General features: G+C 69.8%; 4 protein-coding genes. All 4 read left to right on the top strand.

Annotated features, from left to right (window positions below; all coding sequences use genetic code 11):
• The first annotated feature begins 1 nt into the window (after position 1).
• Positions 2 to 1,078: a TauD/TfdA family dioxygenase gene (locus tag DM373_RS19595; protein WP_110995179.1), complete on the top strand. Its 1,077-nt coding sequence runs from the start codon at positions 2 to 4 to the stop codon at positions 1,076 to 1,078.
• Complete coding sequence (locus DM373_RS19590) at positions 1,075 to 4,119, top strand: non-ribosomal peptide synthetase (RefSeq protein WP_110995151.1); 3,045 nt, start codon at positions 1,075 to 1,077, stop codon at positions 4,117 to 4,119. The genes DM373_RS19595 and DM373_RS19590 overlap by 4 nt, the downstream gene beginning before the upstream one ends.
• On the top strand, positions 4,116 to 11,951 hold the full coding sequence (locus tag DM373_RS19585; RefSeq protein ID WP_110995150.1) for a non-ribosomal peptide synthetase: 7,836 nt from the start codon (positions 4,116 to 4,118) through the stop codon (positions 11,949 to 11,951). The genes DM373_RS19590 and DM373_RS19585 overlap by 4 nt, the downstream gene beginning before the upstream one ends.
• A gap of 4 nt (positions 11,952 to 11,955) precedes the next feature.
• The coding region (locus tag DM373_RS19580) for an amino acid adenylation domain-containing protein (RefSeq protein ID WP_482822402.1) at positions 11,956 to 18,718 on the top strand (6,763 nt) is incomplete at its 3' end.

Below are 18,718 nucleotides of genomic sequence, written 5' to 3'. Positions count from 1 at the left end.
AATGTCCAACAGCGAGGCGCAAGCCATTCCGGTATTGGCCAAGGGGCGGCGCAAGAGTTTGAGCATGGACCACGACAGCCTCGTGGCCTTTTCGCCGATGTTCGAAGGCCACAGCCTGCCGTTGCTGTGCACGCCCAAGGTGGCGGGCATCAACCTGGCCGAATGGGCCGGGCAGAACCGTGCGCTGATCGAAAGCAAGCTGGACCAGCACGCCACCATCCTGTTCCGCGGCTTCGCCGTGCAGGACATCGGCGAGTTCAACCAGTGCGTCGATGCGATTTCCGGCGGCGCCCTGGAGTACCTGTTCCGCGCCTCGCCGCGTACCCAGATCACCCGCAAGCACAATGTCTACAGCTCGACCGACTACCCGGCGGTGGAGAAGATCTTCCCGCACAACGAGCACTCCTATTCGCCGGTGTTCCCGCTGCACCTGTATTTCTACTGCGACCTGCCGTCGCCCACCGGTGGTGAAACCCCGTTCGGCGATACCCGGTTGATCCTGCCGCGCATCGACGCCGAGGTGCGCGATGCCTTCGTGCGCAAGGGCGGCGTGCTGTACGTGCGCAACTACGGCGACGGCATGGGCCTGCCCTGGCAGACCGTGTTCCAGACCGAGGACCGCGCCGAGGTCGAGGCCTACTGCGCCAAGATCGGCGTGGAGCCGGAGTGGAAATCCGGCAACCGCCTGCGCACCCGCCAGAAAGGCCCGGCCATGGTCCGCCACCCGCGTACCGGTGAAACCGTGTGGTTCAACCACGCCACCTTCTTCAATGCGCTGACCCTGCCGGACAGCATCCGCGACAGCCTGCGCGCCGAGTTCGCCGACGACGAGCTGCCGCAGAACACCTTCTACGGCGACGGCAGCCCGATCCCCGAGGATCACATCCGCCACCTGCAGCAGATCTACCGCGACGTCATGGTCGAGTTCCCCTGGCAGAAGGGCGACGTGGTGATCCTCGACAACATCCTCACCATCCACGCGCGCAACGGTTACACCGGCCCGCGAAAGATCCTCACGGCCATGGCCATTCCCCTGAAAAGCAGCGAAGTGGCACTGGGCCAAGGAGTTCAAGCATGACCGCAAGCAACGCAGAAATTTTCCAGACCTCGGCGCAACAGGCGCATCTGCTCCAGGCCAGCGGCGGCCAGGTGCTGGCTGCGCGGCTGTGGCTGTCGCTGGACGCCGAGCCCTCCCTTGAGGCGCTGCAGCAGGCCCTGGCGCAGCTGTGCGAGCGTCACGAAATCCTGCGCACCCGCTACGTGCAGGTGCCGGGCCTGAAACACCCGGCGCAGGAAATCCACGCTCAGGTGAACCTGCGCGTGCGTCACGCAGCCTCGGCCGAGCAGGCCCGCCTGCAGGTGGCCGAAGACCTCGGCCAGGCCCCGCTGGCGGCAAGCCTTGCGGGCCGCAACCTGCTGCTGGGCGTGGCACTGGCCAGTGCCGACCCGGCCGCCTTGCGCCTGCTGGGTGATGAGCTGCAAGCCTTGCTGCGCGGTGAAGCGCTGGCCGAGTTCGATGCCTTGCAGTACGCCGACTACGCCGCCTGGCAGGGCGACCTGGCCCAGGAAAGCATCGGCCAGCAAGGGCGTGCGTTCTGGCGCGGCCTGCTGGCCGAGCAGGCGCGCCCGCTTGCCTTGCCGTTCGAGCGCCGCGTGGCGCTGGCCGAGGCGCCGTGCGTCGAGCAACTGGCCACCCCCGTGGCTGACGCCTTGGCCAAGCTGGCCGAAGCGGGGCGGATCAGCACCGACGAAGCCCTGGCGGTAGTCTGGGCCGCGTTCCTGGTCGAACTGGGGCAGCCCGCCAGCGTGGTGCTGGGTCTGGAGGTCAGCGGGCGCAACGAACAGCTCGAACAGACCGTCGGCCACTTCGCCCGCCAGTTGCCGCTGGTGCTGGCGATCGACAGCAGCCGTGGCCTGCGCGAGCAACTGCCGGGCTTGCTCGGCCAGTTGCGCCAGGGGCTGTCCTGGCTCGACTGCCTGGACGAAACCGACCTGGGCGAAGCCCTGCTGCCGGCCTTCGCCTGTGGCTATCGCGCCGAGGCCGCGCAGCTGGAGCAGGATTGGCCGCTGGGGCAGAAGCTGCTGTTGCGCGCCGAACAGCGCGGGCAGGGCCTGGCCCTGCGCCTGGTCAGCCCGGCGCGGGTATTCGATGCCGCCCAGTTGCAGGCGTGGCTGGCGCAGTTCGCCCAGTTCGCCGTGCAGGTGGCCGCCAACCTCGATCAGCCGCTGTGCCAGCTCAACGGTGTCGATAGCGCCCAGGCCGAGCAGTTGCTGCAACGCTTCGACCGCAGCGCCGAGCGGGTGGAGCTGCCTGGTGAAACCCTGCACGGGCTGTTCGAGCAGGCCGCCAAGGCCACCCCAGGGCATATCGCCCTGCAAGTCGGCGCGCAGGCGCTGGACTATGCCAGCCTCGATCAGCGCGCCAACGGCCTGGCCCAGGCCCTGCGCGAGCGCGGTGTCGGCCCCGACAGCGTGGTGGCGGTGTACGGCGAGCGTTCGGTGGAAATCGTCGTGACCCTGCTGGCCATTCTCAAGGCGGGTGGCGCCTACCTACCGCTGGACCCCAGCTACCCGGCCGAGCGCCTGGCGTTCATGCTGCATGACGCCCGCGCCCAGTGCCTGATCACCCTGCGCCCCCTGGCCGACGGCATCGAGGTGCCGGACGGCGTTGCCCGCCTGGCCCTGGAACAGGGCCTGCCGGCCGCCCAGGCGCAGGCCCCGGCCGTGACGCTCGCCCCCGGCAACCTGGCCTACGTGATCTACACCTCCGGTTCCACCGGCAAGCCCAAGGGCGTGATGATCAGCCATGCCAACGCCTGTGCCTCGACCCGCGCCCGTGGCGAGTTCTACCGGGCCCCGCTGCGGCGCTTCCTGATGCTGTCGTCGTTCTCGTTCGACAGCTCGGTGGCGGGGATCTTCTGGACCCTCGGCCAGGGCGGCACCCTGTACCTGCCTGAAGAGCAGGCGCACAAAGACCCGGCGCGCCTGGCGCAGTTGATCGGCGAACAGGGCATCAGCCATTTCCTGGCCCTGCCGTCGTTCTACGCGCAGATTCTCGAACAGCTGCAGCAGCCTGCGCTGGCCTGTGTGATTGTCGCAGGCGAAGCCTGCCCGCTGGAGCTGCCGGCGCGGCATGCCGAACGCCTGCCGCAGACCTTGCTGGTCAACGAGTACGGCCCGTCGGAGAGCTCGGTGTGGTGCTCGGCGCACACCGTGCAAGCCCTGCCTGCCCATGAGCGGGTGTCGATCGGTGGCGCCATTGCCGGCACCCGCCTGCGGGTGCTCGATGAACAAGGCGAACTGGTCGGCTTCGGCCGCGAGGGCGAGCTTTACGTGGGTGGCCCGGGCCTGGCCCGTGGATACCTGCAGCGCCCTGGCCTGACCGCCAGCCGCTTCGTGCCCGACCCGTTCGCTTTGGTGCCGGGCCAGCGCCTGTACCGCACCGGCGACCGGGTCAGCCCCGGCGTCGAAGGCACCCTGGACTACCTCGGGCGCCTGGACTTCCAGCTCAAGCTGCGCGGTTTTCGCGTGGAGCTGGGCGAAATCGAAGCACGCCTCGCCCAGCAGCCCGAGGTACGCGAAGCCGCCGTGGTGGTGCGCGAGACGGGCGCCGGCGCGCAGCTGGCGGCCTTCGCCACCCTGCGTGACCCGGCCAGCGCCAGCGGCCTGGAAAACCGCCTGCTGGAGCGCCTGCGCGAGCAGATGCCCGAGTACATGGTGCCGGCCTTCCTGCGCGTGCTCGACCGCTTGCCGCTGACCCCCAATGGCAAGCTCGACCGCACCGCGCTCGCCGCCCTGCAAGCCCAGGGCAGCGCCTACCAGGCGCCGCGCAACGAACTGGAGCAGACCCTGGCGCAGATCTGGCAGGAGGCGTTGCAGCTGGAACAGGTGGGCGTGCATGACAACTTCTTCGCCCTGGGCGGCCACTCGCTGCTGGCCACGCGCATCCGCTCCCAGGTGCAGGAACGCCTGAACCTGGACCTGCCGCTGCGGGTGTTCTTCGAAGGTGAAACCGTGGCCTTGCTGGCCGAGCAGGTCGAGCGACATCGCGGCTCGGGCGTCAGCGATGACAAGGCCGACGCCCTCGAAGCGCTGTTCGATGCGGTGGAGGACGTATGACCGCGCTGTCCGACCGCATGCAGGGACTGGCCAAGCGCTTCGCCGCGTTGCCAGCCGAAGAGCGCCAGGTGTTGCAAGGGCGCATGCGCGAGCAGGGCCTGGCCTTCGATCTGCTGCCCATTCCACCCCGGGACAACGTCGATCAACCGGTGCAGGCCTCGTTCTCCCAGCAGCGCCTGTGGCTGCTGTGGCAGCTCGACCCGCAGTCCACGGCCTACAACCAGCCGGCACTGCTCAGTGTGCGCGGGGCGTTCGACGCCCAGCGCCTGGAACGCAGCCTGCAGGCCTTGGTGCAGCGCCACGAGGCGCTGCGCACCAACTTCCGCCAGGACGAGCAAAAGGTCCTGCAAGTGCTGCGCAGCCACCGCGCCTTCAGCCTGCAGCATCAGGACCTGCGCGCCAGCAATCAGGCACAGCAGGAGCAGGTGGCCGAGGCGCTGAGCGCGCAGCCGTTCGACCTCGAACACGACCTGCTGCTGCGTGCCACCCTGCTGCACACCGGCGAGCAGCAGTGGGTGCTGGTGTTCTGCACCCACCACATCGTCACCGACGCCTGGTCGATGCCGATCCTGATCGAAGAAGTGCTGCGCCATTACCAAGAGCAGGCGCCGGCGCCGGCCTTGCCGATCCAGTACGCCGACCACGCCCGCTGGCAGCGCCTGTGGCTGGAGGCCGGCGAGGCCGAGCGCCAGCTCGGCTACTGGCGCGAGCGCCTGGGCGTGGCCGAGGATTCCCTCGAACTGCCCGCCGACCATCCGCGCCCGGCACGGCGCAGCGGCCGTGGCGCGCGGCTGGCCATCGAATTGCCGGAGGGGCAGGGCGAAGCGGTCCGGCAACTGGCCGCGGCCAACGGTTGCACGCCGTTCATGGTGCTGCTGGCGACCTTGCAGGTGCTGCTGATGCGCTACAGCGCCAGCGAGGTGATCCGCGTCGGCACGCCGATCGCCAACCGTACCCGCGCCGAGGTCGAGGGGCTGATCGGCTTCTTCGTCAACACCCAGGTGTTGCAGGTGGAGCTCGATGGCCGCCACAGTTTCGTCGAGGTGCTGGCCCAGGTGCGCCAGCGCGTGCTCGAGGCCCAGGCCAACCAGGACCTGCCGTTCGAGCACCTGGTCGACGCCCTGCAACCCCAGCGCAGCCTGGACCGCACCCCGCTGTTCCAGGTGCTGTTCAATCACCAGGTCGCGACCCGCCAGGGCAGCCGCTGGCAATTGCCGGGCGTCGAGCTGGTGCCGCTGGAAATCACCCGCGAATCCGCGCGCTTCGACCTGGCGCTGAACACCGAGGAGCAGGGCGAGCGCCTCAGCGCCTCGCTGCTGTATGCCACCGACCTGTTCGAGGCCCGCACCATCGAGCGCCTTGGCCAGCACTGGGCGCAACTGCTGGGCGCCGCCCTGGCCGAGCCGGCGCGGGCCATCGAAACCCTGCCGCTGGGGCCGGTTGCCCAGGCCAGCGAGGCAGATGCGACAGTACGCGGCCCGTGGCTGCACCAGCGCTTCGCGGCCCAGGCCGCCGCGCATCCGCAGCGCATTGCCCTGGTTGAAGGGGCGCGCTCGCTGACTTACGCCGCCCTCGACGGCAAAGCCAACCAGCTGGCCCGCCGCCTGATCGACAGCGGCGTGGCCCCGCGCACGCAGGTGGCCCTGTGCGCCGAGCGCCGCCTGGAAACCCTGGTGGGCCTGCTGGCCGTGCTCAAGGCCGGTGCCTGCTACGTTGCCCTCGACCCGCAGTACCCGCGCCAACGGCTGGAGCAGATGCTCGCCGACAGCGGCGCCACTCACCTCCTGGCGCCCGGCGACCAGGCCGAACGCTTCAGCGGCTTCACCGACGTGACGCTGCACCTGCTGGACGACGCCAGCGGCCCGCTCGAGACCCCGTGCGCCGCGCCGACCTTGAGCGTGTTGGGCGGCGACCTGGCCTATGTGATCTTCACCTCCGGCTCCACCGGCAAGCCCAAGGCCGTCGGCGTCAGCCAGGCGGCGCTGGCCAACTACCTGGACGGCATCGAACAGCGCCTGCCCCTGGGCCAGGTGCAGAGCATGGCACTGGTCTCCACCCTGGCCGCCGACCTTGGCCATACCGTGCTGTTCGGCGCCTTGGCCGGCGGCCGCACCCTGCACCTGATCGATCCCGACACCGCGGTCGATGGCCAGGCCTTCGCCGCCTACATGCAGCAGCACGGCGTCGATGCGCTGAAGATCGTGCCGTCGCACCTGGGCGCGCTGCTGGGCAGCGACAACCTCGGCGTGCTGCCGCGCCGTTGCCTGGTGCTGGGCGGCGAAGCCAGCCCGCCGGCCTTGCTGCAACGCATCCGCGCCCTGGCGCCGGGCTGCGCCTTGGTCAACCACTATGGGCCGACCGAAACCACGGTGGGCGTGTTCACCTGCCTGCTCGATGACCTGGGCAGCGCCGCGCCGCTCGGCGCGCCGCTGCCCAACCTGCGCGCGCAGGTGCTCGATGGCGCCTTGCAGCAGGCGCCGCTGGGCAGCCAGGGCGAGTTGTACCTGGGCGGCGCGGGCCTGGCCCGTGGCTACCTGGGCCAGCCTGGGCTGACCGCCGAGCGCTTCGTCCCAGACCCGTTCGGCGACGGCCAGCGCCTGTACCGCACAGGCGACCGCGTGCGCCAGCGCGCCGATGACCAGTTGCAGTACCTGGGCCGTGGCGACCAGCAGCTGAAGATTCGCGGTTACCGGGTCGAGCCCGGCGAAATCGAACAGCAACTGCTGGCCCATGGCGAGGTGAACGAGTGCGTGGTCAGCGGCCAACCCGGTGCCAATGGCACCCAGCTGGTGGCTTACGTGGTACTGGCGGCCGACGCGACGCTGCAGGCCGACAGCCTCAAGGCTTATCTGCGCGAACGACTCTCGGCCCACCAGGTGCCGGCCCATGTGCTGGCGCTGGCGGCATTGCCGTTGACCGCCAACGGCAAGCTCGACCGCCGTGCCTTGCCGCAACCGCAGGCGCAGGCGGGTAGCACGCCCGCCGCCCAGGGCGACGAGCGTCAGCAGCGCATCGCCGCGCTGTGGCGCGAGGTGCTGCGCAGCCCGCAGATCGGCCTGGACGACAACTTCTTCGAGCTGGGCGGCGACTCCATCGTCGCCATCCAGCTGGTCAGCCGCGCGCGTGCTGCCGGCATTGCCTTCAGCGCCAGGGATGTGTTCGAACACCAGACCGTGCGCAGCCTGGCGGCCCGTGCCGGGTTCGACCAGCTGCAAACGCTGGTCGAGCAGCCCGCCGCTGAAGGGCCGTGCCTGCTGCTGCCGATCCAGCAGGCATTCTTTGCCGCCGACCCGGTCGAGCGCCATCACTGGAACCAGTCGTTGCTGTTGCAGCCGCGCCAGCCACTGGACGCTGCCGTGCTGGAGCAAGCGCTGCTGCAGCTGTGGCGCCACCATGACGTGCTGCGCAGTTGCTTCAGCCAGGGCGCGCAGGGCTGGCAGGCGCATATCCCGGCCGCCGATGAACCGCCGGCCGCGCTGCTGTGGCAGCGCCACTGCGCCACGCCCGAGGAGCTGGAAACCCTGCTGAACCAGGCCCAGCGCAGCTTCGACCTGGCTCGTGGCGATGTGCTGCGCGCTGTGCTTGCAACCCTGCCCGACGGCAGCCAGCGGCTGCTGCTGACCGCCCACCACCTGGTAGTGGACGGGGTGTCCTGGCGCATCCTGCTGGAAGACCTGCAGGCCTGCCATGACGCCTTGCAGGCCGGTGCGCAGCCACGCCTGCCGGCACGCAGCAGTTCGGTGCAGCGCTGGGGCCAGGTACTGGCCGACTGGGCGCAAGCCGAGCCGCAACGCGCCACCCTGGATTACTGGGCGGCGCAGTTGCCGCAGCACGACCAGGACCTGCCGCAGATGCGCAGCCGCGAACCTGCGCGCAGCGCCGACCGCCAGGTCGCCGTCACGCGCCTGGATGCGCGCCTGACCAGTGGGCTATTGCAGGGCGCTTCGGCGGCCTACCGCACCCAGGTCAACGACCTGCTGCTGGCCGCCCTGGCGCGGGTGCTGTGCCGCTGGACCGGCGAAGCGTCGGTCAGCGTGCAGCTCGAAGGCCATGGCCGCGAGGACCTTGGCAGCGACCTGGACCTGTCGCGCACCCTGGGCTGGTTCACCAGCCTGTTCCCGGTGCGCCTGCAACCCGCCGCAGACCCGGCGGCGACCATCAAGCAGGTCAAGGAGCAACTGCGTGCGGTGCCAGACCGTGGCCTGGGCTTCGCCGCGCTCAAGTACCTGGGGGCCGCCGAAGACCGCGCGCGCTTGCAGGGCTTGCCGCTGCCGCGCATCACCTTCAATTACCTGGGGCAGGTGGACGCCACCTTCAACGATCAGGCGCTGCTGCGCCCGGCCCCCGAGGGCAAGGGCGACGAGCGCAGCCCCGAGGCGCTGCTGGGCAACTGGCTGACCCTCAGTGGCCAGGTGTACCAGGGCGTGCTGACCCTGGAATGGAGTTTCAGCGGGCAGATGTTCCAGCCCGATGCCATCCAGCGCCTGGCCGATGCCTACGCCGTCGAGCTGGGCGAGCTGGTGGAGCATTGCCTGGCGCCTTCGGCCGGTGCGCTGACGCCGTCGGATGTGCCGTTGGCCGGGCTCGACCAGGCCGCCCTCGACGGCCTGGCGCTGACTGCGCGGGAGGTGGCGGACCTGTATCCGTTGTCGCCGATGCAGCAAGGCATGTTGTTCCATTCGCTGTACCAGGCCGAGGCCGGCGCCTATATCAACCAGTTGCACGTCGAGATCGGCGGGCTGGATGTCACGCGCCTGCGCATGGCCTGGGAGCAGACCGTGCAGGCCCACGACATCCTGCGCAGTGCTTTCCTCTGGGGCGATGAGCAGACCGAGCCGTTGCAGGTGGTGCAGCGTCAGGTGACGTCGCCGCTGCAGGAACTCGACTGGCGGGCGCAGGCCGACCTGCCGGCCGCTCTCCAGGCGCTGTACGCCGAGCAGCGCAGCACGCCGTTCGACCTCGGGCGCGCACCGCTGCTGCGGGTGTGCCTGGTGCAGGTGGCGCCGGAGCGCCATGTGATGGTGTACACCCACCACCACATCCTCATGGACGGCTGGAGCAGCGCCCAGGTCATGGGCGAGGTGATGCAGCGCTACCACGGTACGCTGCCGGCCCAGGCGCCGCAGCCGCTGCGTGACTACATTCGTTGGCTGCAAGCCCAGGACCCGGCCAGTGCCGAAGCCTTCTGGCGCCAGCAGTTGGCCGGGCTGCCGGCGCCGACCCGCCTGCTGGACTGCCTGCCGGGCGCGCAGGCCGGGCAGGGCGGCATGGCCAACGTCGACCGCACCCTGGACGTTGCCCAGACGCAACGCCTGGAAGCCTTTGCCCGCGCCCAGCGGGTGACGCTCAATACCCTGGTGCAGGGCGCCTGGGCATTGTTGCTGCAACGCCTGGCCGGGCAGCAGGCGGTGTGCTTCGGCGTCACTGTGTCTGGGCGGCCGGCGCAGTTGCCGGGCATCGAGCAGCAGATCGGGCTGTTCATCAACACCCTGCCGATGCTCGCAAACCCAGCGCCCGGGCAGGCCCTGGGCGAATGGCTGCGGGCCTTGCAGGCCGGCAACCTGGCCATGCGCGAGCATGAACACACCCCGCTGTACGATATCCAGCGCTGGGTGGGGCAGGGTGGCGAGGCGTTGTTCGACCATATCCTGGTGTTCGAGAACTTCCCCATGGCCGAGGCCCTGCAAGAGGCCGGTGGCGCCTTGAGTTTCGGCGAGGTTCACCAGCACGAGCGCACCAGCTACCCGCTGACCATCGCCGCCGGTGTCGGCCAGACCTTGCAACTGCAAATGAGCCACGACCTGGCGGTGCTGCCTGCGGCCGTGGTCGAGGACCTGGCCGAACAGCTGTGCAACCTGCTGCTGGCCATGCCGGCGGCAGCCGACCGCGCGGTAGCCGAACTGCCCGTGCTGGGCCTGGTGCAGAACGAAGCACGGCTGCGCCATGAGCGTGCCCGGGTGGACGACTGCGCCGCCTTGGTGCCGGTGCATCTGCGCCTGCAGGCCCAGGCGCTGCTGCAACCCCAGGCCTGCGCGGTGGTGTGCGACGGGCAACAGCTGAGTTATGCCGAGCTGAACCGGCGCGCCAATCGCCTGGCCCATGCCTTGCGCGGGCGCGGCGTAGGCCCCGAGCACCTGGTGGGGATCTGCATGGGCCGCAGCGTCGAGCTGCCGGTGGCGGTGCTGGCCGTGCTCAAGGCCGGCGCCGGCTACGTGCCGCTGGACCCGGACTACCCCCAGGAGCGCCTGCAGGCCATGGTCGAGGACAGCGGTATCAGCCTGTTGCTCGGTGAAGCCGCGCTGCTGCGCGGTCACGCCGACACCGGGGTGGCCACCCTGGCGCTGGACCAGCCCTTGGCCCAGCTTGCCGGGCAGGATGACGACCCGGCTTGGTCGGGCCTGGTGGACAGCCTGGCCTATGTGATCTTCACCTCCGGCTCCACCGGCCGGCCCAAGGGCGTGGCCTTGACCCACCGGGCGCTGGCCCGGCACACCGAGGCGGCGATCCAGGCCCTGGGGCTGGTGGCGAGCGACAAGGTGCTGCAGTTCGCCACCTTCAACTTCGATCCCTTCGTCGAGCAGCTGTTCGCCACCCTGGCGGTGGGGGCCACGCTGGTCATGCGCGGCCAGGCGGTGTGGAGCAGCAGCCAGTTCCGCGATGCGGTCGATACCCAGGGCATCACGGTGGCCGACCTGAGCACCGCGTACTGGGCGACCATCGCCCGCGACCTCGCCGACAGCGGGCCCCATGCCCTGGCGAGCCTGCGCCTGGTGCTGTGCGGCGGCGAGGCGATGCCCGGTAGCGCCGTGCAGGACTGGGCGCGTGCGCTGGGCCGCACGGTAACCTTGCTTAATGCCTATGGCCCGACCGAGGCCACTGTGACTGCCACGCTGCAGGACTGCACGCCGTGGCTGACCAACCCGCAGGCGGTGCCGGCGGTGCTGCCGATCGGCCAGGCGCTGGCGGGCCGTGCGCTGTACCTGGACGACGGCCAGGGTGGCGCCGCCGCCCAGCATGGCGCCGGCGAGGTGTGCATCGGTGGCGAGCTGCTCGCCCGTGGCTACCACGGCCGGCCGGGGCTTACCGCCGAACGCTTCGTGCCCGACCCGGATGGTACGCCGGGCAGCCGCCGCTACCGCACCGGCGACCTGGCCTGGCGCGATGCCGAGCAGGTGCTGTGGTACCTGGGCCGTGGCGACGAGCAGGTGAAGATCCGCGGCTTCCGCGTGGAGCCGGCGGAGATCGAGGCCCGCCTGCGCGAGCATGGGCTGGTGCGTGAAGCGCTGGTGCAGGTGCACCAGGCCGCGGCTGGCGCGCAGCTGGTCGCCTACCTGGTGCTGGCGGCGGCGGTCGACGATGCCGCGCTGAAGGCCTGGGTCGGCGCCACGCTGCCGGGGTACATGGTGCCGGCCCGGGTGGTGCGCCTGGAACGCATGCCGCTGAGCCCTGCCGGCAAGATCGACCGCCGCGCGCTGCCGGCGCCGGAAGCGGCCGTGAGCGGCCCGCACCGCGCACCGGGCGACGAACTTGCGCAGCAGGTCGCGGCGATCTGGCAGCAGGTGCTGGAGGTGGAGCGGGTAGGGCTGGACGACAACTTCTTCGAACTGGGCGGGCATTCGCTGCTGGCCACCCAGGTGATCGTCCGCCTGCGCGGGCAGCTGGGGGTGGAAGTCAGCCTGGAAAACCTGTTCATGGCGAGCAACCTGGAGGCGTTCTGCGCTTACGTGCGCGGCCTGCGCGACGTGGCGCAGCCCGTCGAAGACGAATTGGCTAAATCTTTGGAGGCACTCAAACGTTTATCAAGCGCAGAGCTTGAAAAGCTGATTTCTTAAAGGAGTGCGGGACGTGCAAGAGTTGATCGGTGCGGTTGGAGCGTTGTCGGCCAAGGAACGGAAGGCCCTGGCCAGGATGCTCAAGGAAAAGGGGATCGACCTCTTTGCTGTCGCACCGGTGTTCAAGCGCGACCCGCAGGCGCCTTTACGCCTGTCTTACGCCCAGCAGCGCCAGTGGTTCCTCTGGCAATTGGACCCGCATAGCGCTGCCTACAACATTCCCACCGCCCTGCGCTTGCAGGGCGAGCTCGATCATGGCGCCCTGCAAGCGGCATTTGATGCCTTGCTGGCGCGCCATGGCGCCTTGCGCACTGGTTTCGTCGAGGATCAGGACCAGGTGCTGCAGTTCATCCGCGAGCCGCAGCCGTTCGCCTTGCCGCTGCAGACCCTGCAGCCCGGCGAAGCGCCCCAGGCGCGCATCGAGCAGCTGCTCGGCCAGTGCCTGAGCCAGCCGTTCGACCTGCGCCGCGAGCCGCTGCTGCGCGCGGCGTTGCTGCGTACCGGCGAGCGCGAGCACGTGCTGGCCCTGGCCATGCACCACATCGTCTCCGACGGCTGGTCGATGCAGTTGATCGTGCGCGAGCTGATGCAGTGCTACGCAGCGTTCAGCCGCGGCGAGCAACCGGTATTGGCGCCGTTGACCATCGACTACGCCGACTATGCCGCGTGGCAGCGCGAGTGGATGGAGGCCGGCGAACGCGAGCGCCAGCTGGCCTACTGGGTCGAGCAACTGGGCCGCGAGGCGTTGGTGCTGGAGTTGCCCACCGACCGCCCACGGCCGCTGCGCCAGTCGTTCCGTGGCGCGCGCCTGGACATCCAGATCGATGCCGGGCTGGCCGAGGGCCTCAAGCAACTGGCCCAGCGCAGCAACGTGACCCTGTTCATGCTGCTGCTGGCCAGCTTCCAGACCCTGCTGCACCGCTACAGCGGGCAAACCGATATCCGTGTCGGTGTGCCGGTGGCCAACCGTACCCGGGTGGAAGTGGAAGGGCTGGTGGGCTTCTTCGCCAACACCCAGGTGCTGGCCGCCAGGTTCGATGCCTGCGACGGCTTTGCCGACCTGCTGGGCCAGGTCAAGGCCCGGGTGCTGGGCGCGCAATCGCACCAGGACCTGCCGTTCGAGCAACTGGTCGAAGCCTTGGCGCCTGAGCGCACCCTGAGCCACAACCCGCTGTTCCAGGCCATGTTCAACCACCAGGGCAGCAGTGCCGCGCTGGCCCCCGCCGGCGGCGGCCTGGGCCTGACGGCCGAGGTGATCGAACGCGAGGGCTGCACCGCCCAGGTCGACCTCACCCTGGCCACCGAAGAGCATGCCCAGGGCTTGGCCGCCAGCCTCACCTACGCCACCGACCTGTTCGATGTCGCCAGCGCCGAGCGCATGGCCCGGCACTGGGTCAACCTGCTGCGCGCCGTGGTTGCGACGCCGCAGGGCAAGCTGGGTGAGCTGGCGATGCTCGACGCCGACGAGCGTGAGCGCATCGTCGGGCAGTGGAACGCCACCGCCGATGACAGCTTCCCGCTCGATCAGCCCGTGCAGCGCCTGATCGAGGCCCAAGTGTCGCGTACCCCGGATGCCCCGGCCCTGCAACTGGGCGAAGAGGTGCTCAGCTACGCCCAGCTCAACGCCCGGGCCAACCAGCTGGCGCGCCACCTGGTGCACTTGGGCGTCGGCCCGGACTGCCTGGTGGGCATCGCCCTGGAGCGCAGCGTGGAGATGGTCGTCGGCCTGCTGGCGGTGCTCAAGGCCGGTGGCGCCTACGTGCCGCTGGACCCGGAGTACCCCACCGACCGCCTGGCCTACATGATCGAGGACAGCGGCGTGCAACTGCTGCTGACCAGTGCCGGGCTGCTGGAGCGCCTGCCGGTGCCGGCGGGGGTGAACTGCCTGAGCCTGGATACCCTGGCCCTCGGCCACTTGGCCGAGGACGACCTGGGTGTGGCGGTGCAAGGCGAAAACCTCGCCTACATGATCTACACCTCCGGCTCCACCGGTCGCCCTAAGGGCGCGGCCAACCGCCACCGGGCCCTGACCAACCGCCTGTGCTGGATGCAGCAGGCCTATGGCCTGGATGCCAGCGACGCGGTGCTGCAGAAGACCCCGTTCAGCTTCGACGTTTCGGTGTGGGAGTTCTTCTGGCCGCTGATGACCGGCGCGCGGCTGGTGCTGGCCCGCCCGGGCGAGCACCGCGACCCGGCGCGCCTGGTGCGCCTGATCAACGACCATGGCATCACCACGCTGCACTTCGTGCCGTCGATGCTCCAGGCGTTCATGCTCGACCCCCAGGCCGGCAGCTGCCAGGGGCTCAAGCGCATCATCTGCAGCGGCGAGGCGCTGGCGCTGGACACCCAGCAGCAGGTGCTCGCCCAGCTTGGCCAGGCCGGCCTGTACAACCTGTACGGCCCGACCGAGGCCGCCATCGACGTTACCCACTGGACCTGCCGCGAGCAGCACCAGCACAGCGTGCCGATCGGTGAGCCGATCGCCAACCTGTCCACCCACATCCTCGACGCCGGCCTCAACCCGGTGGCGGCCGGCGTGGTCGGTGAACTGTACCTGGGCGGGGAAGGCCTGGCGCGCGGTTACCACCAGCGCCCTGGCCTGACCGCCGAGCGTTTCGTCGCCAGCCCGTTCGGTGCCGGCCAGCGCCTGTACCGCACCGGTGACCTGGCGCGCTATCGCGCCGACGGGGTGATCGAGTACGCCGGGCGCATCGACCATCAGGTCAAGATCCGGGGCCTGCGCATCGAGCTGGGTGAAATCGAGGCGCGCCTGCAAGAGCAGGCGCAGGTGTCCGAATGCGTGGCGATTGCCGGGCAGGGCGCTGCCGGCGTGCAGTTGCTGGCCTACGTGGTGCCCAGCGACCCGGCCTTGGCCGGCGCCGAGGCGGCGGTGCAGCGCGCGCTGGTCGACCAGCTCAAGGCGGCGCTGGGGCAGAGCATGCCCGACTACATGGTGCCGGCGCACATGATCCTGCTGCCAGGCATGCCGCTGTCGCCCAACGGCAAGCTCGACCGCAAGGCGCTGCCGGCCTTCGACCAGCGCCAGGTACAGGCGCTGTACCGCGCGCCGGAAACCGAGCGCGAGCGCAGCGTGGCGGCCATCTGGCAGCAGCTGTTGGGCTGCGAGCAGGTGGGCCTGGATGACGACTTCTTCACCCTGGGCGGGCACTCGCTGCTGGCGACCCAGCTGGTCTCCCGCGTGCGCCAGGCGCTGGCCATCGATGTGCCGCTGCGGGTGCTGTTCGAACACAGCCAGTTGCAGGCCTTCGTCGGCGCATTGGCGCAGGGCGAGCGCCGCGAGGTGGCTGCCATCCCGGCATTGCCGCGGGATACCGGGCTGGCGCTGTCCTATGCCCAGGAACGCCAGTGGTTCCTCTGGCAGTTGGAGCCGCACAGCAGCGCTTATGTGATCCCCATGGTCCTGCAACTGCAGGGCGAACTGGACGTGGCCGCACTGGGCCAGGCGTTCCAGGCGCTGTTCGAGCGCCATGAGAGCTTGCGCACCTGCTTCCAGGAGCAGGACGGCCAGTGTGTCCAGGTGTTCCATGACGGCGTGCAGTTCCCGCTGCCGGTGCAGCACTTGCCCGCCGGTGCCGAGGAGCAGGCGGCCATCGCGGCCTTCGTCGGCGAACAGGTCGGCCGGCCGTTCGACCTGCGCGGCGACCTGCTGATGCGTGCCGCGCTGCTGCAGCTGGCGCCACAGCGCCATGTGCTGGTGGTCACCCAGCACCACATCGTCTCCGATGGCTGGTCGATGCAGGTGATGATCGACGAGTTGCTGCACTGCTACGGCGCCGCCCGCGCCGGGCAGCCGGTGCAGTTGCCGGCGCTGGCGATCCAGTACGCCGACTACGCCGCCTGGCAGCGCCAGTGGATGGACGCCGGCGAGCGTGAGCGCCAGCTGGACTACTGGAAAACCCACCTGGGCACGGCGCCGGTGGTGCTCGAACTGCCTACCGACCATGTGCGCCCGGTGCAGCAGAGCCTGCGCGGTGCGCGCCTGGAAGTGCCGGTGGACGCGGCGCTGCACCAGCGCCTCAAGGCGCTGGCCGAGCAGCAGGGCAGCACCCTGTTCATGCTGCTGCTGGCGGCCTACCAGACCCTGCTGTTCCGCAGCAGCGGCCAGCCGCGCATTCGCGTCGGCGTGCCGATCGCCAACCGCAACCGCCTGGAAACCGAGCGCCTGATCGGCTTCTTCGTCAACACCCAGGTGCTGCAGGCCGACCTGCGCGGCGAGGACAGCTTCCTCGACCTGCTGGCGCAAGTGCGCCAGACCACGCTGGCGGCCCAGGACCACCAGGACCTGCCGTTCGAGCAACTGGTCGATGCCTTGCAGCCCGAGCGCAGCCTGAGCTACAGCCCGCTGTTCCAGGTGATGTTCAACCACCAGGCCGAACATGCCGGCGCCGCCCAGGCGCCACGTGCCCTGGCCGGCCTTGAGGTGCGCAGCCTGGGCTGGTCGGGTGACGACGCCCAGTTCGACCTGACCTTGAGCACCCACGAAAGCCCCGGGCAACTGGCGGCCTCGTTCACCTACGCCACCGACCTGTTCGAGGTGGCGAGCGTGCAGCGCCTGGCTGGCCACTGGCTGGGCCTGCTGGCGCAGATCGTCGAGCGGCCCGAGGCCGCCCTGGGCGAGCTGCGCCTGCTGGACTCCGCCGAACAGGCGCGCCTGGCCAGCTTCAACCCGGCCCGCGAGGCCTATGAAAGCCAACTGTGCATCCATCAACTGATCGAGCGCCAGGCGGCCGAAGCGCCCCAGGCGCTGGCCCTGATCGATGGCGAGCGGCGCCTGGACCACGCCTGGCTGCAGGCCCGGGCCAACCGCCTGGCCCACCACCTGGTGAGCCTGGGGGTTGGTCCCGAGGTGCGGGTGGGCGTGGCCATGCCGCGCAACGCCGAACTGCTGGTGGCGCTGCTGGCGGTGCTCAAGGCCGGCGGCACCTATGTGCCGCTGGACCCGGACTACCCTCGCGACCGCCTGGCCTACATGCTCGAAGACAGCCAGGCCCGCGTGCTGCTGACCCAAGCCGGGGCGCTGGATGGCGTGCCGCTGGAAGGGCTGGCCACGGTGCTGGTCGATGAAGATGACGCGACCCTGGCCGCATACCCGCACACCGCGCCAGCGGTGGCGGTGCGGCCCGACAACCTGGCCTATGTGATCTACACCTCCGGTTCCACCGGCAAGCCCAAGGGCGTGGCGATTGCCCACCGCAACGTGGCCGCGCTGGTGCACTGGTCGGCCGGGGTCTACCCGCGCGAGGCGATCCGTGGCGTGCTGGCCTCGACCTCGGTGTGCTTCGACCTGTCGGTGTGGGAGCTGTTCGTCACCCTGGCCAACGGCGGCCACCTGATCCTGGCGCGTAACGCCCTGGAGCTGGGCAGCCTGCCGGCGCGGGCCGAGGTGCGCCTGATCAACACCGTGCCATCGGCGATTGCCGCGCTGCTGCGTGCCGGCGACATTCCGGCGGGGGTTAAGATCGTCAACCTGGCGGGCGAGCCGCTCAAGCAAGAGCTGGTCGACAGCCTGTACGCGCTGGGGACGTTGGATCACGTGTACGACCTGTACGGGCCGTCGGAAGACACCACCTATTCGACCTACTGCCGTCGCGAAGCCGGTGGGCAGGCCAGCATCGGCCGGCCGCTGTGCAACAGCCAGGGCTACCTGCTGGATGATCAATTGCACCCGGTACCGGTCGGTGTCGCTGCCGAACTGTATCTGGCCGGTGACGGGGTGACCCGTGGCTACCTGCTGCGCCCGGGGCTGACTGCCGAGAAATTCGTGCCCAACCCATCGGGCGCTGCCGGCGAGCGGATGTACCGCACCGGCGACCTGACCCGCTACCGCGAGGACGGCCAGCTGGAATACATCGGCCGGGTCGACCATCAGGTCAAGGTGCGCGGTTTCCGTATCGAGCTGGGCGAGATCGAGACCCGTCTGCAACAGCAGGCCGGCGTGCGCGAGGCGGTGGTGCTGGCGGTGGAAGGGGCCAGCGGCCATCAGCTGGTCGGCTACCTGGTGGCCAATGCCACGCTGGACAGCGAGCAGGTCAAGGCCGCGCTGCGCGAACAGCTACCGGAGTACATGGTGCCGGCGCACCTGCTGCAACTGCCGGCGCTGCCGCTGACCCCCAACGGCAAGCTGGACCGCAAGGCGCTGCCGCTGCCGGACCTTGAGGCGGCGCAGGCCGACTACCAGGCCCCGGCCACTGACCTTGAACAACGCATCGCGGCGATCTGGCAGGACGTGCTCAAGCTGGAGCGCATCGGTGCGCGGGACAACTTCTTCGAGCTGGGCGGCGACTCGATCATCTCGTTGCAGGTGGTCAGCCGGGCACGCCAGGCGGGGATTCACTTCACGCCCAAGCAGCTGTTCCAGCACCAGACGGTGCAGGGCTTGGCTGCGGTGGCCAGTGAAGGCGAGGGCGTGGTGCAAGTAGCGCAGGGCCGGGTCGAAGGACCGACGGCGCTGCTGCCGATCCACCGGGTGTTCTTCGACGAGGTGCAGGTCGAGCGCCATCACTGGAACCAGTCGGTGCTGCTCAAGCCGCAGCAGCCACTGGATGCCGAGCGCCTGGAGCAGGCGCTGGCGGTGGTGCTGGAGCATCACGACGCGCTGCGTTTGGGCTTCGTCGAGGCGCAAGGCCAGTGGCAGGCGACCTACCATGGCCTGCCGGCCCACAGCGTGCTGTGGCGTCGCGAGGTGGCCGATGCCGCCGCGCTAGAGGCGCTGGGCCGTGAAGCCCAGGCCAGCCTGAACCTGGCCA

This window comes from Pseudomonas sichuanensis (genome assembly GCF_003231305.1).
Classification (GTDB): Bacteria; Pseudomonadota; Gammaproteobacteria; order Pseudomonadales; family Pseudomonadaceae; genus Aquipseudomonas; species Aquipseudomonas sichuanensis.
The sequence above is the reverse complement of the archived record's forward strand: the minus strand, read 5'-3'. Positions and strand labels throughout refer to the sequence as shown.

Bases quoted from the DNA above. Each gene is read 5' to 3' on its own strand.
- DM373_RS19595 (WP_110995179.1), top strand. From the start codon at position 2: ATGTCCAACAGCGAGGCGCAAGCCATTCCGGTATTGGCCAAGGGGCGG.
- DM373_RS19590 (WP_110995151.1), top strand. From the start codon at position 1,075: ATGACCGCAAGCAACGCAGAAATTTTCCAGACCTCGGCGCAACAGGCG.
- DM373_RS19585 (WP_110995150.1), top strand. From the start codon at position 4,116: ATGACCGCGCTGTCCGACCGCATGCAGGGACTGGCCAAGCGCTTCGCC.